The sequence below is a fragment of the Paenibacillus sp. FSL R5-0713 genome (assembly GCF_037973325.1).
Lineage (GTDB): Bacteria > Bacillota > Bacilli > Paenibacillales > Paenibacillaceae > Paenibacillus.
In genome coordinates, this window is sequence record NZ_CP150229.1 from 6,743,172 (window position 1) to 6,766,358 (window position 23,187).

At 45.4% G+C, this 23,187-nt stretch carries 18 protein-coding genes; all 18 read right to left on the reverse strand.

All coding sequences use genetic code 11. The annotated features are described in order from the left end of the window. Positions 1 to 167 precede the first annotated feature (167 nt). The 18 genes from MKZ12_RS29885 to MKZ12_RS29970 all read right to left on the reverse strand — a co-directional run bounded on the left by MKZ12_RS29885 (position 168) and on the right by MKZ12_RS29970 (position 22,604). Positions 168 to 950, reverse strand: coding sequence for a class I SAM-dependent methyltransferase (locus MKZ12_RS29885; protein ID WP_339261570.1), 783 nt, complete (start codon positions 948 to 950; stop codon positions 168 to 170). Between the two features lie 366 nt (positions 951 to 1,316). Then, complete coding sequence (locus MKZ12_RS29890) at positions 1,317 to 2,081, reverse strand: hypothetical protein (protein WP_339258127.1); 765 nt, start codon at positions 2,079 to 2,081, stop codon at positions 1,317 to 1,319. Positions 2,082 to 2,304: 223 nt separating this feature from the next. Beyond that, positions 2,305 to 3,591 carry an adenylosuccinate synthase gene (locus MKZ12_RS29895; protein WP_339238880.1) on the reverse strand — a complete coding sequence of 429 codons (1,287 nt, stop codon included), beginning with the start codon at positions 3,589 to 3,591 and terminating at the stop codon, positions 2,305 to 2,307. A 444-nt stretch (positions 3,592 to 4,035) separates the two neighbouring features. Next, positions 4,036 to 5,397 carry a replicative DNA helicase gene (dnaB, locus tag MKZ12_RS29900; protein ID WP_253442260.1) on the reverse strand — a complete coding sequence of 454 codons (1,362 nt, stop codon included), beginning with the start codon at positions 5,395 to 5,397 and terminating at the stop codon, positions 4,036 to 4,038. 1 nt (position 5,398) lies between these two features. Beyond that, positions 5,399 to 5,842 carry a 50S ribosomal protein L9 gene (rplI, locus tag MKZ12_RS29905; RefSeq protein ID WP_036611925.1) on the reverse strand — a complete coding sequence of 148 codons (444 nt, stop codon included), beginning with the start codon at positions 5,840 to 5,842 and terminating at the stop codon, positions 5,399 to 5,401. Then, positions 5,839 to 7,830 carry a DHH family phosphoesterase gene (locus tag MKZ12_RS29910; RefSeq protein ID WP_339238881.1) on the reverse strand — a complete coding sequence of 664 codons (1,992 nt, stop codon included), beginning with the start codon at positions 7,828 to 7,830 and terminating at the stop codon, positions 5,839 to 5,841. Before MKZ12_RS29910 ends, rplI begins: the two co-directional genes overlap by 4 nt. A gap of 11 nt (positions 7,831 to 7,841) precedes the next feature. Continuing rightward, on the reverse strand, positions 7,842 to 8,753 hold the full coding sequence (locus MKZ12_RS29915) for a DUF2232 domain-containing protein (RefSeq protein WP_017691446.1): 912 nt from the start codon (positions 8,751 to 8,753) through the stop codon (positions 7,842 to 7,844). A gap of 5 nt (positions 8,754 to 8,758) precedes the next feature. After that, a complete protein-coding gene (locus MKZ12_RS29920) occupies positions 8,759 to 9,061 on the reverse strand; it encodes a MazG-like family protein (protein WP_253442948.1) in 303 nt (100 codons plus the stop codon). Between the two features lie 265 nt (positions 9,062 to 9,326). Further along, positions 9,327 to 9,752 (reverse strand): CBS domain-containing protein, encoded by a 426-nt coding sequence (locus MKZ12_RS29925; protein ID WP_091035263.1) that lies wholly within the window; start codon positions 9,750 to 9,752, stop codon positions 9,327 to 9,329. A gap of 184 nt (positions 9,753 to 9,936) precedes the next feature. Further along, positions 9,937 to 10,971, reverse strand: a complete 1,035-nt coding sequence (locus MKZ12_RS29930) for an LCP family protein (protein WP_091035261.1) — start codon at positions 10,969 to 10,971, stop codon at positions 9,937 to 9,939. Between the two features lie 432 nt (positions 10,972 to 11,403). Continuing rightward, the gene (locus tag MKZ12_RS29935; protein WP_339258129.1) at positions 11,404 to 12,993 is read right to left on the reverse strand and encodes an MFS transporter; all 1,590 of its coding nucleotides are present in this window, start codon (positions 12,991 to 12,993) and stop codon (positions 11,404 to 11,406) included. Between the two features lie 228 nt (positions 12,994 to 13,221). Beyond that, positions 13,222 to 15,651 carry an alpha/beta fold hydrolase gene (locus MKZ12_RS29940; RefSeq protein WP_339258131.1) on the reverse strand — a complete coding sequence of 810 codons (2,430 nt, stop codon included), beginning with the start codon at positions 15,649 to 15,651 and terminating at the stop codon, positions 13,222 to 13,224. A 119-nt stretch (positions 15,652 to 15,770) separates the two neighbouring features. Continuing rightward, complete coding sequence (locus MKZ12_RS29945; protein WP_339238886.1) at positions 15,771 to 16,661, reverse strand: D-alanyl-D-alanine carboxypeptidase family protein; 891 nt, start codon at positions 16,659 to 16,661, stop codon at positions 15,771 to 15,773. Positions 16,662 to 16,913: 252 nt separating this feature from the next. After that, the gene (locus MKZ12_RS29950) at positions 16,914 to 18,743 is read right to left on the reverse strand and encodes an oligopeptide ABC transporter substrate-binding protein (RefSeq protein ID WP_339238887.1); all 1,830 of its coding nucleotides are present in this window, start codon (positions 18,741 to 18,743) and stop codon (positions 16,914 to 16,916) included. A 19-nt stretch (positions 18,744 to 18,762) separates the two neighbouring features. After that, entirely contained in the window at positions 18,763 to 19,668 is a 906-nt protein-coding gene (locus tag MKZ12_RS29955; protein WP_253442274.1) for an ABC transporter permease, read from the reverse strand. 29 nt (positions 19,669 to 19,697) lie between these two features. After that, the gene (opp4B, locus tag MKZ12_RS29960) at positions 19,698 to 20,660 is read right to left on the reverse strand and encodes an oligopeptide ABC transporter permease (protein WP_253442276.1); all 963 of its coding nucleotides are present in this window, start codon (positions 20,658 to 20,660) and stop codon (positions 19,698 to 19,700) included. A gap of 7 nt (positions 20,661 to 20,667) precedes the next feature. Next, positions 20,668 to 21,600 carry an ATP-binding cassette domain-containing protein gene (locus MKZ12_RS29965; RefSeq protein ID WP_339238889.1) on the reverse strand — a complete coding sequence of 311 codons (933 nt, stop codon included), beginning with the start codon at positions 21,598 to 21,600 and terminating at the stop codon, positions 20,668 to 20,670. Beyond that, positions 21,600 to 22,604, reverse strand: a complete 1,005-nt coding sequence (locus tag MKZ12_RS29970) for an ABC transporter ATP-binding protein (protein WP_339258133.1) — start codon at positions 22,602 to 22,604, stop codon at positions 21,600 to 21,602. Before MKZ12_RS29970 ends, MKZ12_RS29965 begins: the two co-directional genes overlap by 1 nt. Positions 22,605 to 23,187: the final 583 nt, after the last annotated feature.

Sequence of the window (23,187 nt, forward strand, 5' to 3'; positions counted from 1 at the left end):
AGACTAGGTTCTAAGACCCAGTGAAATATGCTTTATTTTTCATAAAAATACAAATAAAATCCCTCACCAGATCAACTCTGATAAGGGATAAGGTAAACAACCTGTTTGTAGGTTTCTCTTAAATTGGATTTCATTTCATGGCAATTTCGAATTTAATTTGTATGTCTTTACTCTTTCGCTGCAAGAATTACAAATCGCTTCTGCTGCACTTCCCAAAATCCATGTTGCTCCATCTCCATATGAATCTCCATTAATTGCTCACGGAAATGTTGTACCTTAAAATCAGGTACTTGCCACGGGATGGTCTTCAGATAATAGACCAGTGCGCCTATATCATAGAAACGCTGCGCGGGAGCTGCTTCACGTGCCTCTAGAATCCGGAATCCACACTGCTCCAACTGAACAACAGCACGCTCCAGCTCCCATCCAGCATAATCCGCTGGCATAGGAATGCCGAGCCGATCATTAATCTCCCTGCAATCTGACCAACCTACCTGTTGAGTTAGGAACAGTCCCCCTGCCGATAGAATCCGCCTAACTTCCTGCTCTTCATACGACTCATGCCGGTTAAGAATCAGATCGAATTCCTCGTCTTCGAAAGGAAGTTGCGAATCATCAGTCACCGGAAGCACCTTCACACCTAACGGCTGTAAACATTCCTCTGCAATCGGTATATTCGGGAGATAGCCTTCGGTAGCACACGTGTATGGAGGAAGTGGAAGGAGTCTGGACAGCATTTCTCCCCCACCAGTCCCCATGTCGAGCATTCGTTCAGTCTGATTCAATAATCGGCGCGCCATCGTTCCGTAGGACCAAGGCAGCATCCCACTCTGGAGTCGACTACTCCCTGTTACATAGCTAAAATCCCAGCCACTAAAAGGCTGATCTGCCTCTTGTAGTCCTTGCTCAAATACCTCTTTCGTCGCCTCTTTAAACTTTTCTACTGACATTTCTGAATGAGTATGATAAAAGTTCATCTTCAATAAAACCTCCAATTCGTGTATTCATAAACACAAGTCCATCTTATCTCTTGAATATGAAAGGAGGTCCACGAATTGGACTGAAGGTTTCTGTAATGTTGCAAAACCGTTTTTATATGTCGTGCTCTTTACCTTTATATTTCATACAATCTTCCCTCCTACATAGGCTAATAAAATTAACGTAAGCACCATTTGCTTTAAAACTAGCATGCTTGAATATCTAATTCTCTTTATATAATTTCCAGTATTTATTTAATTAAATTATATTCAATCGCCATCAACAAGTCCATTACAATCTGAATCAGGCGATGCCCAACTAGAGCACGCCTGCTTATTTTATTCTGTTTGCAGGACTTCCATCAGGTTGTCGTACTCTTCACTGGTCAGGTACTTTGAGATCACCTGTTCAATCTCACGTAATTCCTGTTCGGTTAGGCCACCTTCCATGGCGCCTGAGATCTGCTGCATTTCTTTCTGTGGCAGCTTATTCATGAGCAAGCTGAAGATTTTTTCTTTCTCCTCTGCGGGCAGCTTGTCCTTCGCTCCTGTGATGTCATCCGGTGATACAACAATCGCATCATTTCCTGAGGAAGCACCACCGCTAGCCGCTCCGGTTCCGTTCCCCGAAGCTGAACCGCTTCCCTGGGCTGTTCCTGATTCACTACCTGTGCCTGTATCCGTCCCATTGTTACTTGCGCCTGAGTTTGAGCCTACGGTCGTATCTGTACCTGAACCTTCACCTGCGCCCTCGCCTGAGCCATTCCCTTGAGACGCCTCGCTGCTTGTATCTACGCCAGATTGACCGCTCTCCGTACCATTTCCCATAACTGAAACAGCATCTTCCGGAACCCGCTCTTCGTCCGCTCCGGTCGGCTGATCTGTCGTCCCATTTCCCGATTTATTCCCCTCACTGGTTTTACCACCCAAGGCACCCTGGAACATGGCGGTTAAGCCCATGGGTTGACCTTCCCACTGAATATTGAAACTTGCGAGTAGCGACTTCGCATATGACTGTACAATTAATCCGGTCGTAAGCAGGGTCAGTGAACTGACCAGCAACACGGTTAGCACGATTTTGACAAACCAGACAAGCAACTTCATTCCGTTCTCTCCCTCCGATTATCCCACCCGTTCTAGCATGCGCATGTCGGGATCTGTGACTCTACTGTTAACCAGTATTGACGGAAATCTCGGGATTATATCCGATAAACATACAAAAAACCTCCAGTCATCGCTATAGAAGCAACAACTGGAGGTTTCACTGCCTGAATCGACATAGTAATCTATTTGATTAATTCAATAAATAATCTCTCTTTTTCTGCAATTACTCGTAGATTGGAAGAACTTGATTCGTTTGCTCACGGTTACGACCAACGGAGAAGATCGCAATTGGAATGCCCGTCAGTTCGGAAACACGTTTTACATAATTCTGTGTGTTCACTGGCAGGTCTTCAAGTTTCTTCGCTCCAGTGATATCTTCGCTCCAGCCTGGCATCTCTTCGTATACCGCTTCACATTCAGCCAGCATTTTGAGGCTTGCCGGATAGTGTGTGATAACCTCGCCGCGGAATTTGTATCCTGTGCAGATTTTTACGGTTTCCAGACCCGTCATTACGTCCAGAGAGTTCAGGGACAGACCTGTAATACCACTAACACGACGCGCATGGCGAACAACAACACTATCGAACCAACCCACACGACGTGGACGTCCAGTTACCGTACCATACTCATGTCCCGTCTCACGGATTTGGTCGCCGATCGCATCATGCAATTCCGTAGGGAATGGGCCATCTCCTACACGAGTTGTGTAGGCTTTGGCTACGCCAATAACTTGCTGAATACGAGCTGGGCCTACGCCAGACCCGATACATACGCCACCTGCGGACGGATTGGATGATGTAACAAATGGATAAGTTCCTTGGTCAAGGTCCAACATCACGCCTTGTGCGCCTTCGAACAATACTTTTTTGTTCTCATCAATATATTCGTTCAGAACAACGGATGTATCACGTACATAAGGACGCAGAATTTCTGCGTATTCGAGGTAATCTCGCAGAATCTCTTCCACATCAACAGGCTGACCGCCATAGACTTGCTCAATGACGCGGTTTTTTTCTTTGACCAGGTGACGCAGTTTCAGTTCGAAATCTTCAGCATCCAGCAGGTCAACCATTCGAATACCGATACGAGCTGATTTGTCCATGTAACATGGGCCAATTCCTTTGCCAGTCGTACCAATTTTGTTCGGGCCTTTGCTCTCTTCTTCCAGTGCATCCAGTACCATGTGATATGGCAGGATGATATGTGCACGCTCACTGATGGACAGGTTCTTCGTTGTAAAATCATTGTCATGAATATAGTTAATTTCTTCGATGAGTGCCTTCGGGTTGATAACCATTCCGTTACCAATAACACACGCTTTATCCGTGTAGAAAATCCCTGATGGAATCATCGTCAGTTTATATTTTTTGTTATCAATTAGAATTGTATGACCCGCATTGTTACCACCTTGATAACGAGCCACCACATCAGCGCTCTCCGCCAAATAATCCGTGATTTTACCTTTTCCTTCGTCTCCCCATTGCGTTCCCACTACAACTACCGTTGACATAGTTAACATTCCTCCGTGGGTGCCTTGCGCACCTTTGTATTGGTCTGTCCGTCCTCTATCCCGGCAGGCATGTTACGCAATAAACCGACTGAGAAGCGTGCTAACGGACAGTAAAAATGTCCTTCCGTTACATTCAAGGGAAGGTTTGCGCTGCTTTAACGCAGCAGTATTAGTGTACCAGTACCTTTTTTCAAAGTCAAATCAAATGGCGAACAATTAGATATAGTACAACTGTAATGTTCGGGATTTGCCCATAATTTCGACACAAAAAACCGGAGACCTCAGTCCAATCTTGCTTGACTGCTATCACCGGTTCAAGGATATCTATTTTAGTGTGAATCTATATCTGGTATTTATAACACATGTTTGAGTTCTGTTGTTCTAATAGTTGATCTTCGGGACAGACGAGTTTGCTTCCTGATCGAAGCCGTCAGCACCTGCCCGTTACATCGCAAAGGCGTCATTGTGCGCCCTCTCGTAGTTGACGAATTTATTAAAGTTTTTCAGGAAGACCAGTTCTACTGTACCTACCGGACCGTTACGCTGTTTGGCGATAATGATCTCGATAATATTTTTCTTTTCGGTATCCTGATTATAGTAGTCATCCCGGTAGAGGAACGCTACGATGTCGGCATCTTGCTCAATCGAACCCGATTCCCGCAAGTCACTCATCATCGGACGTTTATCCTGACGCTGCTCTACACCCCGGCTCAGCTGAGACAAGGCGATAACTGGAACTTCCAGTTCCCGGCCAATCTGCTTCAGTGTACGTGAGATCTCGGATACCTCTTGTTGACGGTTCTCCCCGGCTTTGCCGCGTCCACTAATCAATTGAAGATAGTCAATCAGGATCATACCCAGACCCTTCTCCTTCTTCAGACGACGGCATTTGGCACGAATATCGGCTACCGTGATACCAGGTGTATCATCGATATAGATATTAGCTTCGTTGAGAGCTGCGATACCCATAGTCAGCTTCTGCCAATCTTCATCCCCTTTGAATTCCCCTGTACGAAGAACTCCTGCGTCCAGGTTGGCTTCCGCACAGATCATACGTTGTACGAGCTGTGCAGCCGACATCTCGAGACTGAAGATGGCTACCGTTTCTTGCGCCCGGATGCCTACATTCTGAGCGATATTCAAGGCGAAAGCCGTCTTACCTACGGATGGACGTGCCGCTACAATGATCAAGTCACTGCGCTGGAAGCCGGCAGTCATCTTGTCCAAATCGATGAAGCCGGAAGGGATGCCAGTTGTCGTTCCCCGGTTCTGATGCAGCGTTTCGACTTTATCGAATACTTCCATCAATACGTCCTGAATGGCTATAAAACCACTACTGGAGCGACGATTGGAAATCTCCAGAATACGACGTTCAGCTTCTCCAAGCATGGCTGCAACATCTTCGCCGCCTGTATATCCTTCGCTTACGATCTGTGTTGCCGTACGAATCAGACGACGCAGCATCGATTTCTCTTCGATAATCTGAGCGTAATAGTCTACGTTCGCGGCTGTAGGTACACCATGTGCCAGCTTAGCCAGATAACTAACGCCGCCGATGTCCTCCAGCTCACCTTTATCCTTCAGAAGCGAAGTCAGTGTCACGAGGTCAATCGGTTGATTTCCCTCACCCAGCTGAATCATCGCTTCAAAGATTAATTGATGGGGTTTATCATAGAAATCCTCGGTTTGCACCCGTTCCATCGCTGTAATCAGGGCTTCACCCTGCAACAGGATTGCACCCAGCACGGCCTGTTCGGCTTCCAGGTTCTGCGGGGGAATCCGGTCGAATAACATTTCGCCGCCCATCTTACTCTTCCGTTACCTGTACCTTCAAGGTTGCCTTCACTTCAGGGTGAACCTTGACAGTTACTTGTGTTACGCCGAGTGTACGAATAGGCTCGTCCAGCTCAATTTTGCGTTTGTCTACTTTCAAACCCTTTTTAGACAAAGCTTCTGCGATCTGTTTGCTGGTAATGGCGCCGAACAGACGACCACCTTCGCCGGACTTGGCTTTCAGTTCAGTCACTTCTGCTTCCAGCTTCTTCGCGAGTGCTTCCGCTTCTGCTTTCTCTTCCTGTTTGAGTCGTTCCTCAGCTGCCTTCTGGTTGTCGAGTGTCTTCATATTGCCGTCCGTTGCCAGACGAGCAATTCCCCGTGGCAGTAGGAAGTTCTGTGCGTAGCCCTCAGATACTTCCTTCACTTGCCCTTTCTTGCCTTGACCCTTCATATCTTTTATAAAAATGACTTTCATTCGAACAGCCCCTCTTCCTTTTCGATTTCAGCCAGTACGTTCGTCAGCCGTTTTTCTGCCTCTCCAAGCGTTCCTTCGAGCTGAACGGCAGCATTCGTCAAATGTCCGCCACCGCCCAGTCGTTCCATGACAACTTGAACATTCATGCGTCCCAGCGATCTCGCGCTGATGCCAATCAGTCCATCCGGACGCTCACTAATTACAAATGAAGCGACCACGTCAGTCATGTTTAGCAATGTGTCCGCCACCTGGGCGATCATCATCTGTGAAATCTTGCTGCCAGGGTCCGTGACCGCCAGCGCAATGTTCCCGTATACCATTTTAGCATGCTTTATGATTTCTGCCTTAGCAATATATTCTGACAGATCTTCTTTCATCAACCGCTGAACCATAATGGTGTCCGCACCACTACGTCGCAGGAAGCCTGCGGCCTCGAACGTTCTAGACCCGGTGTGCAATGCAAAATGCTTCGTATCCATCGTGATTCCGGCAAGCAGAGCCGTAGCTTCAAGTGGAGTAAATTGTACTTTGTCATGAATATATTGCAAAAGCTCCGTTACCAGTTCCGCAGCCGAAGAAGCGTAAGGCTCCAGATAGATCAACACAGCATCATTGATGAACTCCTCACCCCGACGATGGTGATCCACAACAACAACTCGGGTTGCAGACTGCACCAGTTTCGGCTCCATGGTCATAGAGGCCTTGTGTGTATCCACCACGACCAGCAGCGTGTGCTCTGTCATCATCTGGGTTGCTTGTTCCGGTGATACAAATGCTTTGGACAACTTCTCGTCCTTGTTCACTTGCTCCATCATCCGTTCAATCGCTGGATTGATTCCATCCAGAACAATGCGTGCTTCCACATTGTACAGACTCGCCGCTTTCCATACCCCGATGGACGCACCGATTGCGTCCATATCCGGAATTTTGTGCCCCATGATGAGCACTCGATCGCTCTCCTGCATGAGGTCACGCAGCGCATGCGCAATAACTCGTGCTCTCACCCGTGTTCGTTTCTCCACGGCGTTGGACTTGCCCCCGTAGAAAGACAGACGTTGCCCCGATTTCACAGCCGCCTGGTCGCCGCCGCGTCCAAGTGCCATGTCCAGACTGGACTGTGCCAATTCTCCCATCTCGCTGATGCTATCCGAACCAAACGCGAGTCCGACACTGAGTGTCATGGGCACTTTGAGGTCAGCGGTCATCTCCCGAACTTCATCCAAAATGACAAATCGGCTCTGCTCCAGTTCTTGCAATGACTTATGATTCAGCATCAACAGATAACGATCCGAAGACAGCCGGCGCAGGTACACTTCATACTGTTTGGCCCATGATGTAATCTCACTGGTCACACGAGCAATCAGCGCGGTACGCTGCTGGTCGTCCATGCCTTGGGCAGCCTCGTCCAGATTATCGAGAACGAGAATACCCAAAGCAAGGCGTTCATTTTCATATTTATCACGAAGAATGGCTAGCTCCGTAATCTCGTATACATATACATACCGCTCCTGCGGGTTATGAATAACTCCATAATGCCGATCATCCAACTGGAATTCGTCATGGAATTCCCTGGATGCATGTTCCTTCGTCCCATCCTTCTTCTCTTTAGGCTGAGGAAGTTTGGGAAACAAATTAAGCAGCGGATTACCCACCATTGTCTTCTCCTGGAACATCTCCGCAACAAAGCGATTATGCCACTCTACCGTACGATCTTCGCTGTACAGCACAATTCCGAATGGAAGCATGCTGACCGCTTCCCCCTCCATCCGTTTGATCCGGATAGACAGGCCATTAATATAGTCGTTAAGCTCACGGCGGAACGCGAGCTCCGCCTTAATCATGACGATTCCCAGCGCCGAAGCCAGTATCAGACTAATCAAACCAAGCGTCCAGTTATAAATGGTAACGAACATAACGAGCAATAGAAGCAGTATGAACGCCCATACGGTATAGTAGCCGTGCCAGCGTTTCTTCAGAAATTTAGGCAAGACTCATCACCCTATCGTTTTGATTTCGATATTGCCTCACGAAGCGGGAACGCCAGATCGATAATTCCGATAATCCGAAGCGGACCAATGAAGAAGACCGCAGCCGCCAGGAAATATGGTATAACCGGATTCCATTTCTTTGTATGTGAGAGAAAGAAGAAGAAGCCGATCGCTTGAATCATGAAGCCCAGATTGATTAATGGCGACAGGTTCATGGCAATCATCGTCCAATATGTTCCATCGCTTTGTCTCGAGATCACTTCGATCAACAGTGCAAGGAAATAATACCAGATCAACGCACGCGGCATACGCCACTCTCTCGCTGGTGGAAGCTTCGATACCACCACACCCATCACATTCAGAATCGGACGCGCAATGGCGTGCGTAATGAAGGCCATTACCATCGATGTAACAACGAGAGCAAACGGAATCATAAGCTGCGTTTGCTTGGCGACATCCTCGGTCATCTCAGGAGTCCATGCAAACCCGTTAATCATCTGATTCGATGAATTCGTTAACGGTTCAATAGTCAATTTGACTACATCTTCAATATAACTGGACAGGTCGAATTGGAAAATGACACTGCCAACCAAGAGCAACAACAAGTATTCTGCCAACATCATGCCACTTCCCGCCATCAGTGCAAACAGCGCCGATTTGCGTGTTTTATACGCGTGACCCATAACGATCGCTGGCAGGGTAAAGATAAGCAATAGTAACAGGTAGATGGGGTGGAATACGACCAAAATAACAGCTACAGGCACGAGATGCCATATAAAAGATTTTAAAGATAATGAAGCATACAAAATAACTCCCGGTATCATCATAAAAAATATGGCAAGTACCGATAAAGGAGTTAACAGCGAAAGTAGCAAGAGCAGATAAACTGCGCTCCAAACAGCTGATTTAAAGCTAAATTTCAACAAATTCACCTCTTACGCATATGATCTTCTAGTGCGGAAATATCCTGGTACCAGTCTTCAAGCTGGTGACCTTCCTGTTTATGCTTCCTCAACTTCTCAACTAGCAGAGCATCCAGATCCTTGAAAGGAATACCGAGCCTGCGGCCCAATATGTAACTACTCATAATCAAACTGGCAAGACTGTCCCCGATTCGAGTTGTACTGCCTTCCCATAACGCCTTGAATAATCGGGATACCTGATCAAGCACTTCGGTTTTCAGCCATTCAATCACTTTAGCACGTTTGGCTACATCCAGTTCTTTAGGCATATTGGCGAAAGTCACTCTCCCCCGAAAAAGCTTTATTCTCCATTATAGCATAAAAAGAGGGCCCGCAAAATTACCCCAAAAAGCGGAGAAGTTCTCCGAAACTGATGTCAGGTACTTATGCGGAGTCCTCCGTACATCTTATCGACCTATATATTTGTCAAAAGCTTCGAGTGCGCCCTTGGTTCAGCACTTCTTAAGTTTAACATGATACTGGATGGCTGTGATTATCCCTCATGACACCATAATATTTAAATTCGGTACAGCTTTACTTAGCCTTGATTGATTCTTTAGCTACAATGCCCTCGCAGTACTCAATAATCTGACTCCGTCTGACAATACCAATGAACCGATCCATGTCATCGACCACAGGAACAAAGTTCTGAACTTTAGCCAGATTAATCAGGTCTTCCATGTTGGCGTCAATGGATACGGGTTTAATATCCAAGCGGAGTGGAACGTCTTTGAGTAAAAATTTTGAAGCGTTTTCAAATGAAATCTTTCCCTCGGCATTCTTCATATACCACAGTAAGTCGCCTTCGGTAACCGTACCAATATATTTGCCCTCTTTATTCAAAATGGGAACCGCCGTAAAACGATGATATTCCATCCGTTCCAACGTTTGCCGCAGCGTAGAATCCGACGTCACACACGTAACCTCTTGTTTGGGTAGCAAAAAGAATGCGATGTTCATACCCTTGTGTATCCTCCTTATGAATTTCTTCGTTCAACTTATCTCGCTCAACTTATATTATACGGATTAGAACGCAGGATGTTCCAAAAGGATCACAGTTCTCACTGCAAAGAAAAAAAACAGCAGCCCGCGAATAAACGTACTGCTGATTGTGGTCTACAACACATCATCGGTATGGAATTGGTTATTCAATCTTTTGCCGGTCAGGGATCATTACTTCGCCGGCTGGAGTCGATTGATCCATCCAGTTGTTAATCAGCTCTTTGGCATATTGGACATCTTTCTCGTCAGCCTGGCCATAATAGATACCATCCTTTTTCATCCCCTCACCAAGAATGGTGAAGCTCGAAATCTGAGGTTTCTCCTGAGTAAGCACCTGTTTAGCCAGATCAATAATAAACGAAGCTCGCATATCCGTCTGGAAGCTGTCTCCCATAATCTGAATCAATTCGGGAATTTTGGCGATTTGATTCAAATTGAGCATCTCATTCGCCATCGCGTTCAGGAAAATCTGCTGCCGTTTGGTACGATTAAAATCACTATCCTCACGGTATCTTACATAATACAATGCTTCCTGCCCGTCATAGATCGGCTTACCGCCTTCAATCGTGAATTGCACATGATCCGGGTTCTTGTTCACAATGTCCTCATCAATTGGCAGTTTTACACCACCAAGCGCATCAACTACTTTTTTGATCCCGTCAAAGTTGATCGTTGCATAGTAACCTACATCAGCATCAAGGAATTTCTCCACCGTATTGATGGACATATTCTCCCCACCAAAAGCATAGGCATGCGCCAGCTTATCATAATCATCTACGCCGTCTTTGTTTGCATCCCGTCCAACAATCTGCACATACGTATCACGTGGAATGGATACCAGAAGCACACGAGATTCCTTGGGGCGTACTACAGCATAGATAACGGTGTCTGAACGTCCGCGCGTCTTCTCATAGGCACGTTTATCCGAACCCAGCAGTAACACGGAGAAAGGTTCCTTACGGTATACTGTTGGATCAGGCGTATTGTTGCCTTCTTGTGGTACATAAGAGCGGGATAGCTGATCTTCTACCGAGCCGGCGAGAAACAGATCAAATGCCGCCACAGCCAGCTGTTGACGGAACAAGTAACCTCCGATTAACAAAACAACAAGTGAAACGAGCGTTATATATAGGCCTTTTCTTCTTTTCTTCTTCTTATCTTTAGTTCTGCTTTTCATCCATTGATTCCTTCTTCACTATGAAAATGATACTGCCTGGCTATATAAGTTTCAGCTAATATTTACACAAATAACGGAGAGGTCAGAGAAAACCTCAAGAAGCGTAGCGCTCGCCTTTATTACCGGATTTTAACCTTTGGAAAGGAAATCAAAAAATCTGGGGATAACAGCGATCGGAAGGTTACTCTGAACTCGCAGTGATGCAGTGTAACGATTCGTTGAACTTATATAATACCAATTAAACGTCTGAGATACCTTGTGACTCGGTGTTCTTCAAAGTTTTCTCTCTCTGGAATCAAGACACCGCTTACGCTCGTTCTATTGTAATCATTGCGGGAGGAGGAAAAGTTACAATCCGGTTAAATTGAAAAGAACAGTGACTCCTTTTTCGTTTCAAAAGGTACACTGTTCTCTTCATTTTCACACATGATTTTATCCGTTCGTCGATACACTTTCCACATGAGGATTCTTCTCTTTATGACGCAGACGTCCCGTTATAAGCGCAGCCACCAGCGTAAGCACACTGAATATAACCGCGGACCAGAAAAGTCCACTGTAACCCTCGCCTGTCGTTTGATGCAGTGCCTGAAGCAACACATCACGGATACCTTCATCAGGGATCTGGGACAGGCCCTGGGTCAGACTGGAGACATCACTACCTGATGCCCCGCCTGACGCATATTGTTGCAGCATTTCAGGCGGCACCTGAATTCCTTTATCAGCGAATCCTGCCTGAATGTTGGACCCCAGATTAGTGAAAGAACGTGCCAGGAATCCGGCGAAAATGGTAGGTGCAATAGCCATTGCCATCTGGCGGAATAACGAGCTTGTCGCTACCGCGATACCTTTGTTGTTCTCCCCCGCCTGTTCGGTGACAAGTACGTTAACTGGCGCACCAAGCATCATGCCGAAGCCGATCCCTACGAGAGTACTCGCAATGACAAATTGCCAGATATGCTCCACCCATAATGGGAACAGCAGAAATCCAATGGCAGATAATAACCCCGCAACCGATAACGTCCAGATGGGCCCTTTGCGGTCAACAAGGTAGCCACCTCCGCCCGCCCCAATACCGGATGCCAGCGCGAGTGGAGTAAACCAATACCCAGAAGCCGTATTGGATACGCCAAGATACTGTTCAACGAAACCGGGAATAAAGATCACCGAGGCCAGAATGGCTCCCGAGAAAAAGGCAATCAACAGCGTCCAACGAAAGGATGCAATGCCCAGAAGCTGTGTTGATACAACAGGTTCACGTTCAGATCCTTCCAGTCTTTTTTCCATGAAGTAAAAGAGCACCAGAATGATTACACCTGCCAAGAAAAAGCCGAAGAACATTGGTGATCCCAGGCTTTGAATCATGTTCACACCATCCAGATTGCTGAAGCTATACATTAGACTGAGTACACCCAGCGTCAGGACAGCAATACCGCTCCAGTCCACTGCTGCACGATTAAGCTCCTGCTCTTCATGAATAAATCGGATACCTGCAATGAATAGCAGGATGGCAATAGGTACGTTGATCAGGAATAACCAATGCCAGTTGCCCGTAATGTCCAGTATAAAAGCACCGATATTCGGCCCCAAAATGGCCGCAACACCATTCATACCCCCTAGCAGACCCAAGGCTGTACCTTGACGCTCCGCCGGGAACTTACTTAGCACGTAGGAGCTGGCAATGATAAATATCCCCCCACCGCCCAAAGCTTGAATGACACGAGCGATCAGGAAGAACGTAAATGATGTGCTTAGCGCAACCAGCAGGGACCCGATCCCAAACAGCGCCACTTCTATCAAAAACAGTTTCTTGCGACCATAACGGTCAGACAGTTTGCCTGCAATCGGAACACTCACCGCAAGCCCAAGTGTGTAGAGCGTAATCGTCCATGCTCCCCACGTTGGTGACACACCAAATGATGCATTTAAGGTGGTCAGTGAAGAGGTGATGATTCCGTTATCCAGTGCAGCCATAAATACCCCTATGGCAAATAGGACGAGCGGCCATTTCATTTGTTTTTGCATCACATGTTACCTCCCGATCAGATCTTGATTTAAGTATCGTACAGTGGGTCTGGTACATATATATTAAACCGAATTGAATATTAATGACTCACTGGTCATTTTAAAACAAAAGAAATCCATATGTCAATTTAATAATAAGGTTACATGGTTCATTTTACCTCTGCTCCGATAAAAAAAGCTGCCCACAGGTTTGATAAAACCTGCGGGACAGCCCTCATGCCTAACGTATTATGGCTGCATCAGGTGACGATTCAGGAATTTCTCAATCGCACGGTACAGATCAAGCTGATTCTCCACATTTGCGAAGCCATGACCTTCATTGGTCTTTAACATATAGGGTACGTCAACTCCACGCTTGCGTAATGCTTCAACAATCTGGTCTGACTCGGCTTGTTTGACACGTGGATCATTAGCGCCCTGAACCACGAATAATGGAGCCTTCATCTGATCGATGTGGAAGAGAGGTGAAATCGCTGTTAACAGCTCCTTGTCTTTCACGGGATCTCCTACACGTTCATAGAACATACTACGCTCAGACTCCCAATAAGGTGGAAGTGAGTCAAGAAGGGTGAAGATGTTGGAAGGTCCCACATAGCTGATGCCAGCAGCATAGACATCCGGTGTGAAAGCCAGTCCTGCCAGAGCGGCATATCCACCGTAAGAGCCTCCATATATGGCTACTCGTTTTGGATCAACCGTCCCCTCTTCAACCAGCCAATTCACACCGTCTGTGAGGTCGTTCTGCATCGCTTTGCCCCACTCTTTATTACCTGCATCCAGGAATTCTTTGCCGTATCCCGTGGAACCACGGAAATTGACCTGAAGAACAGCATAACCACGGCTTGCAAGGAATTGAGTCTCAGGATTGAAGCCCCATGAATCACGCGCCCAAGGACCACCATGTGGAACAACCACCAAAGGCAGGTTAGAAGTCTCAGCTCCTTGAGGCAATGTTAGATAACCATGAAGGGTCAGACCATCACGTGACTTATACGTAATAGGCTTCATATCTGCCATTTGACTCTCATCAATCCAAGGTGCAGCATCAGCCAGTTTATCGAGTTTGCCTGTTTTGGAATCATAGAAATAATACGTTCCCATTGCTTTGTCACTATACGCTACGAACAATACTTGGCCTTCCTTACTTATGCTACCGATACTAACTTCCTTGCCTGGCACTTTCGCTTTGATATCCTGCATTAATGTTTTGAACTCTTGATCAAAGAATTCATAGTTCACTTTATCTGTCTCATATATAGCAGCAAGAATAGTACCCTTTTCTTTGGAAGGTACGAAGTTGCTTACATCCACATCTTTATTTTCATAGATGGTTTTGGTTACCTTTTTGCTGCTTGGGCTGTACTCGACAATCGCCGTTTTGTCTCGCTCCAAGTTGGATATCGCATAGATATTTTTGTTATCATACGTGAACATGACTGGCGCAAAAGTCTCTCCAAGCTTCGTTGTCAGAAGCGGCTCAAATTCTTTGTCCTCCGATTCACGATACAGTAACGAAGACACATTGCCATCACTGGACACGGCAACACGAATTTTACCTTCGTGATCCGTCAGCCAGCCCGTAATATTACCCGGGTTCTCTGCAGCAAGTACAGCCTCCCCTGTCTTGATGTTAATCCGATACACATCGAAAATGCGCGGATCACGCTTGTTCATGCCTACCAAGATTTCATCCGGAATATTCTCAAGCGGATCTACCAGGATGGCTCTTGTGTTAGGATATGGCGTCAGATCCTTGCTGTTTTTACCATCGATATCCGTGACATATATATGGTAATTCTCATCGCCTGCCTTATCTTGTACATAGAGCAGCTTTTCATTGGTTGCCCAAGCAAATCCTGCAATATTACGTTCTGTTTCGCTCGTAATCCGTGCAGGCTTATCCTGGCCATTTGCAGTAACTACGATATTCATGCGGTTGTTCCACGGCTCCAGGTAAGCAAGATGCTTACCGTCCGGGGACATCTGGAACCCTGCCTGAGCAGGCTGTTTGAAGAAGTCTTCCAGAGGAGTAAGACCATCCGATTTCACATCGAGTCCAAGCGCCAGATATAGTGCATCAGCGAATTCCCCATGGGTGACTGACTGTTTGGCGTTAAATGCGCTACCTTCGATAATAAAATGCTGTTTCACGCGCGCAGCGTCATCCGCATGCACAGCTGGGATCTGATCGGCATCACTGTATACGACTTGGATTCCGTTATCCTTCAGTTCAAATGCACGTGTGAACAACGATGCCATCTGGGCGCGTGTAAGTGGAGCATCCGGGGCATATCCTTTGGCCTTCCCTTGAATAAATCCGCCTTGTTTTAATGCGTAGATGGCAGGCGCAGCTTCATTCTCTGGCAAAACATCTGCAAAACCCTTGAGTGATGCAGGCGCATCCAGTTGAAGTACCCGTTGCAAAATGATTGCTGCCTCCGCGCGAGTGATTGGAGCCGTTAATTGGGCCATGCCATCTGTCGTACCATCTATGTATCCGAGTTGTTGCAGTGTTTGTGTTGCCTTGGAAGCAATTGCCTCCGAGACAGAGGCTGTAGGTTTAACGGCTTCGGCCGCCTGGACAGCCGGTTGAATCAGTGCGATGGACATAGCCATGGTAAGCGTGAGAGCGTATACCTTTTTACTAATTGCGTTCAAACAATCTCCCCCTTTAAAGTGAATTACATATTAATATGGAATTATACGTAAGTCATTTTACCATGATTAACCATAAGTTAACAGCGAGATGTCTCTCTGAGCAAGCCCATGTCCACTCTTTATTTTGAGCCCGAAAATCCATAGTTGAACAACTTTCGTGTCTCCACAAAACGCCCTTCACGGGTATCCGTCCCAAAAACAACTGAAATCAGTCTTTTGCCATCACGTTCAGCTGTCCCCACAAAGTGATATCCCGATTCTTCATCATATCCGGTTTTCAATCCGTCATTCCCATCATAAGCATAAGGCCCACCAATGGAGGACAACATCCAATTCGTGTTGCTCATGTACATCCCTTTTTGATGCATGGAGACTTGCATTTGACTGGAGATTCTTAAAATCTCGGGATGGTTATTCAGCAGATATCGCGCAAGTTTGCATGCATCTATAGCCGTCATTAAGGTTTGCCCTTGTATTTCCATCGGACGGTTAGGACCAAGCAGCTTTTCACTGAGGCCCGTTGAATTCGTGAATTGTGTATTTTCAGACAACCCGATCTGAGAAGCTTTCTGATTCATCTGCTGCACAAACTTCTGCTCTGAACCACTGATATGTTCTGCCAGAGCGACAGTTGCATCATTGGCTGAATAGACAGCCACGATCTCGAATAATTCCTGAACGGTGAATTGCTCTCCCTGCTTCAGGGTCAGTTGACTACCACCCACAGAGCTGGCATACAAACTCACATTAACTAGATCGTCCCATCTTATATCTCCTTTAATCACGGCTTCCATCACAAGCAGTTCTGTCATCAACTTACTAACGCCTGCAGGAGCAATCTCTTCGGAGCCGTTAAAATCCATTAGGATCTGTTCGGAGTTCATATCCATTAATACCGCGGATTCAGCTTTAATTCCCGGTTTGCCTACCAGCATGTCCGGTTTTACACCCAAATATATAATGAGCAGTAGAGCCAGCAGCATACCTGCCCGTTTCCACCATTTTTTCATAAGATGATCACCTCTTACCTATATAGACGAAGTGAAGAGGCATTTTGTCTGCACTTTTTTGAAAAAAAGTTAAATTTTTTTTATTTTTTGGTTACAAAAAAAACATGAACCCCATACACCCATGCCAGAGTGTACAGAATCCATGTTTGTAAAGACACTTTAGTTCAATTTCCCAGGAGAATTCTTCATCATAATCTAGCAACCGACTTCTTAAAGGACCCCAATCCTTACAGTTACTACTGGAAGAAAGGATTACTCAGCTACAACTGCTTTTTCTGCATTCACTTGCAAGTCGCTCAGGTAAACACCTGTTCCATCGCCAATCGCGTAGTTCATTACACGTTTGTTAACTGGTGCTACAACTGCGCGATACAGTGTAGGGAATACAGGAACTTCATCTACCATGTATTGCTGCCATTGATTGTAGATCTCTTTACGCTTGTCTACATCGAATGCTTCAGCAGAGATACCTTGTGCCAGCAATTTGTCATTCTCTTCGCTGGAGAATCTGGAGAAGTTGTAGAGTGCATCACGGCCGTACAGGCCAGATGGATCTACGTCAATACCAACACCCCATGCGGCTTGATACACATCAATGTTCGGATCATCTTTACCTGTGTTACCTACACGGTCATAGAAGCTGTTGAATTCAACCATTTCCAGGTTTACTTTCAAACCAATAGCTGCCCATGATTGAACATAATAACGTGCCAATGGTTCAGCTGTGTCCCCACCAGTCATAGATACAAAGTTGATTTCGAGTGGTGTTCCATCCGGATTGGTACGGAATTCACCATCCAGTTTGTAACCAGCTTCATCAAGCAAAGCTTTCGCTGCTTCTGGATCATACGTTACACCTGGATTGCTGGCATCATGGAATTCTGGGTGAGACGGTGGAATCAGAGTTGTTGCATTCCAACGCAGGCCATTATAGAAACGTTTACCAACTTGATCGTTATCTACAGCCATCCACATTGCTTTACGCAAGTTTTTGTCGCCCATTTTTGCTTCAGCATTGCTTTTAACTTTTCCATTCTCTTCATCCCACGTTCCCAGTTTGAAACCGATGTACGTATAAGCACGATCGATTGCGCCCAGGAATTCTACGTTGGACAGGTTAGCATTGTCTTTATATTGATCTGTCGGGAAGGCATCCACGAGGTCTACCCCGCCAGATTTCAGTTCTTGAACAACCGTTGTCGGGTTGATAACTTTCAGAGTTACACTATCCAGTTTTGGAGCTCCACGCCAGTAGTCATCGTTTTTAACAAAAGTTACAGACTCACCTGGAGTGATAACATCCACTTTAAATGGACCAAAACCAATTGGTTTTTCACGTACTTCTTTGGAAGAAGACATTTTTGCTACATCCATATCTCCGAAGATATGTTTAGCGAGTGGGTACGTCCACACGCCACCTGTCAGCAGGGACGGAGTAGATTCTTTATACGTAATGCTGATTTGTTTGTCGCTCAGCACCTTAATACCAGAGATTGTTTTTGCTTTTCCAGCATGATACTCATCCATACCCACTACACTAGTGAAGTTGGAGTCGTAACGTGGACCATCATACGCTTTGTTACCGATAACTTCATAAGCAAACTGCAGATCTTCAGCCGTTACCGGCTTACCATCATGCCAGTTTACATTGTCGCGAATAGTCAGTGTGAACGTTTTACCATCTTCGGAAGTCTCATATGTTGCAGCACCATCATTGGTGTACACATAGTCTTTATCCCAAGTCAGCAAACCTTCATCGAACCATTGAAGAACCTGTGCATCAGGGTTACCGGAATAAAAGTTGAAATTCAGTGTACCTTCAAAAGCAGTATCCGATACAAGTCCGAATGTAATTGATCCACCTTCGATCGCAGTACCTTCATTCGTTTTGACATTGTTGAAGTCTTCAATGGAGTAAACGCCCTCTTCATTAGCAGGTTTTTCCTCCGTTTTTCCCTCTTCTGTGTTGTTGGTAGCAGGAGCTGGAGTAGCTGCTTCTTTTTCAGAGCACGCTGCGAGCACCAATACAAAGACCAACATCATCGTGAAAAATAGTCCCCGTGAAAATAATCCCTTTTTCATGAACCTTTCCTCCCTTTTTTTAACCTCTTCTTTGTCTTGCATCAGTCGCACGCTTTAGGGCTTGACCGACATTATTTATACTCAACATCAATACCAGGATCAGTACTGATGCGGGTAGCCATATCCACCATCTGGATTCCAGGGTTTGCGGATTACGTGCATAACTTACGAGTGTTCCAAGACTAGGCGTACTTTCGGGAAAACCAAACCCGAGGAAAGACAGCCCTGATTCGAGGCCAATGTTGGCAGCGAGATTCAATGTCATCGTTACGATGATAATGGAGCTCAGATTCGGAAGAACCTGTGAGAGCATAATCTTCAGATGAGAAGAGCCCAATGTTTTTGAAGCTTTTACATAGTCCAGCTCCCGTTCCTGTAATGCTTTAGAACGAATCAATCTGGCGATACCCATCCAGAGAAACGCCGTCATGATTAGAGAGAACGAGATGATATTGTATTTCGGTACTGCCGTAACAAACGCGATAACAATCATCAACATCGGAAGGATCATGAAGAAGTCAACAACACGCATAAACAGGTTGTCTATCATTCCACCGAAGTAACCGGATAAAAGGCCAATTAAGATACCTATGAAGCCAGTCATTAACGTTACGATAATTCCAATAGTCAGCGAGTTACGTGTACCAATGACCAGTTGGCCAAATACATCACGACCCCCATAGTCTGTTCCAAGCCAATATTGTGCAGAAGGTGGTTCATATAAGGCAAACAGATCCACGCGTACGATATCATCCTGATTCAGAATGAGAGACGTGCCATACACCAGCAACATGACCAAGCCCAAGAAAATGAGCGAGATTAGTGCCACCTTATCTCTGACAAGCTCCCTCCATAAAATACTCAAACTGGAGGGGCTTTTATCAACTTTTTGTGAAGTTACAACTACCTCGTTGGCCTTGCTCATCTTGTTTTCACCCCGAAATCTTCAAGTTCTTACTTGATCCGTATACGTGGATCTACAATTCCCAGAATTATGTCAGACAGCAATGCCCCGAGAATGGAAGCTACGCCATATAACAATACGAGTGCAGTCACAACGCTGAAGTCACGCAATGAGATGGAATTCAGGAACAACTGCCCCATACCTGGATAACTGAATATGCTTTCGATAAATACGGTACCACCGATAAGCCCCGTAATCTCATATCCGAAGAATGCGGCGATAGGTAATAGCGAGTTTCTCAAAATATGTCTGTTATAGATCCTGGATTCTGAAGCCCCTTTGGCTCTCGCAGTAATAACGAATTCCTTATGCTTGATATCAATGATTTCACTACGCAAATATTGAACGGTAGATACCGTTGTAATCAGTGCCATGGATAATGCCGGCAATAATAGATGATAGAACTTACTCATTACGTAGCTGAATGTGCCTGGTGTAAGTCCTGGCGCAACGCTTCCTCCCGTCGGGAACCAGCCGAAATGGAATCCGAAGATCCATACCATCACCAGTGCGAAGATAAACAATGGAGCGGCGAAGCCCAAGTAGGTGTAACCAGTGATCAACCGATCAGACCAGGTATCGTTGTAACGACCACTGATGATACCCAGTGGAATAGCAATCAGGTAAGTCAGTACAAGTGTCGCCAGTGCGAGCCAGAACGTGTTTGCTACACGTTGACCGATCAGGTCCGTAACGGGCATTTTGAAGCGGAAAGATTGTCCAAAATCACCTTGGATGGCGTTTTTGATCCAGTCCCAATATTGCACGTACCAGGGATTATTCAATCCCAGTCTCTCTCGCTGGGCTTCCAACGCTTTGGGATCAACGCTTGGATCAAGCAATCCGGTTAGTGCATCACCCGGCATGGCCTTGGCCATCAGAAAGACCAAAAGACTTAGTAAAAAGATCTGAGGGATCATTATGATAATTCTGCGTACTATCGTTTTCCACATATGGCCTTCAACCTTTCTGAGGTAGAGCTACTCGGTGAGTATCGGAAATGGATTGGAGCGAGTATGCAAGCCCTTCCTCATCAAAGAAATTTCGGTATGAATGTTCATACTCGGACTTGACCTGTTGACGGAAGGCTACCATTTCCTCTCGTTTGGTTGGGTCCATATCCGGAATGGCAGCAATCAGACGTTTGGTATAGATGTGTTGCGGATTCTCAAAAATATCATTCGTTGTACCTTGTTCCACATATCGACCTTTATACATAATTCCGATCTGATCACACATATGGCGGATGATGCCCAGATCGTGACTGATGAACAGATACGTCAGATTTAATTCTTTTTGAATCTCCTGCATAAAGTTAAGTACCTGAGCCTGTACTGATACATCCAGTGCAGAGACAGGTTCGTCCGCGATAATCAGCTTCGGCTTCAGTGCAATAGCCCGTGCAATGCCGATTCGTTGCCGCTGCCCCCCTGAGAATTCATGCGGATACTTGTAGATGGACTCCGGACTCAGACCAACTTTTTCAAGTAATTCTCTTACTTGTCTTTTCTCCTCGGTCGCTGTCAGACGCTCATAGTTACGAAACGGTTCAGCGATGATATCGATAACCCGCTTCTTTGGATTCAATGATGAATATGGATCTTGGAAAATCATTTGTACATCCCGCTGGAGCTGTCTGTTTTTACGTCGCTCCGTAGCCAGGTTTTTGCCGTTAAACAGAATTTTTCCGTCAGTGACATGGTTCAGCCCAATAATGGCTCTGCCTGTTGTCGTCTTGCCTGAACCTGATTCGCCAACCAGTCCATAAGTCTGTCCTTGTTCAATGGAGAAGCTCACATCATCAACAGCCTTTACACTGCCGATTTCCCGTTTAAGCAACCCCCCGCGAATCGGAAAGTGTATCTTGAGCCCTTCTACTTCGAGTAATGCCATTATGTTATTCCTCCTCCGCTTTGGTCAGGGAAATGAAAGTGCTGGTAACAGGTACACCGTACAAAGTGACCTGGTGCAATTTCATGCATCTGCGGGTTCTCTTCATGAGCCGATTCACTAATCCATGGAATTCTGGCTTTGAATCTGCACCCTTTGCGAGGAAGATTTTTGAGTGATGGTACGATGCCTTGGATAACATGTAATTTGGATCTTTCTTCAGACAGGGTGGGAATAGAATTCAACAATGAGCGGGTATATGGATGCTTCGCATCGTTCATCAATGTGAAGATATCTGCGATTTCAACAATTTCGCCTGCGTACATAACGGCAACGCGATCAGCCATCTCAGCCACAACACCCAAATCATGTGTAATCAGAATAATGCCTGCGTTAATTTCATTCTTCAGATCTCGGATCAGCTCCAGAATCTGTAGTTGAATGGTAACGTCAAGCGCCGTCGTTGGTTCATCGGCTATGAGTAGTTCTGGTTTGTTAGCAATCGCAATGGCGATGACAATTCTCTGTCTCATACCACCAGATAATTCGTGGGGATACTGCTTGTATATTTGTTCGGGACGTGGAATCCCTACCTGATTCAATAAGTGAATAACCTTCTCTCTCTTCTCTCTGGAAGACAGCTTAGACTGATGAAGTGTAAGGATCTCTTCAATCTGTTCACCAATAATCATTAGAGGGTTTAACGCAGACAATGGATCCTGAAAAATCATAGCCATTTCTTTACCGCGTAGCTTGTTCAACTTGTTTGGAGAGATGTTGGCAATATCTTGCCCTTTATAGAGAATCTGGCCTTCGATTTTTGCTTTGTTATGCAAACCCATAAGAGAGAATGCAAAAGCACTTTTACCTGACCCGGATTCACCTACAATCGCCAACACTTCATTTTTTTTCACCTTAAGGTTAACGTGATCCACTGCTGCATAATAGTCATCTTCAATTCTGAATGATGTCGTTAGATTTCTGACTTCCAATAGCTCTGTATTCAAATCAATCACCCTAACCCCATAATTTCCGTAGATTGTATTCGTGTGTAGAGGAATGCATCCACTGTATATTTCCAAGTTCTTGAAGATAACGAACAATAGCTTATACAAAATACCAAATCATTAGGAGAAACTAGTTTAAGAGACTTATATTTAGACCATTGGTCAATTAATGTTGATAATTCCTAGTGGAATTATACAGCAAAATAATTAATGTAATCATACGTGTAATTTTAGCTAACGTCAATGCTTATTTTGAGATTTTTGGTATAAATGTTTTTTATACTACAGATTTGGATATTAGTAATATTATAAAGGCATATAGCAAGGATTTGGGGAATTATTTTCATGTTTTTAGATGTGAGGTGCACATAGGCAATTGGTCAATTTAACATATACATAACATAGTAGTTACATCAGTTGTATGTGTATCTCTTAATTAGGGTAGAGTTTCTTAAATTAACGTGAGGTAAATGTTACATTTAGTAGTGTTGATTATATCTCGAACTATAGCTGAAATTTATTCAATTGGAGCTACCATGCTTATATTTGAAATAATATGTGCGATCAAAGTAAAAAATCTAGT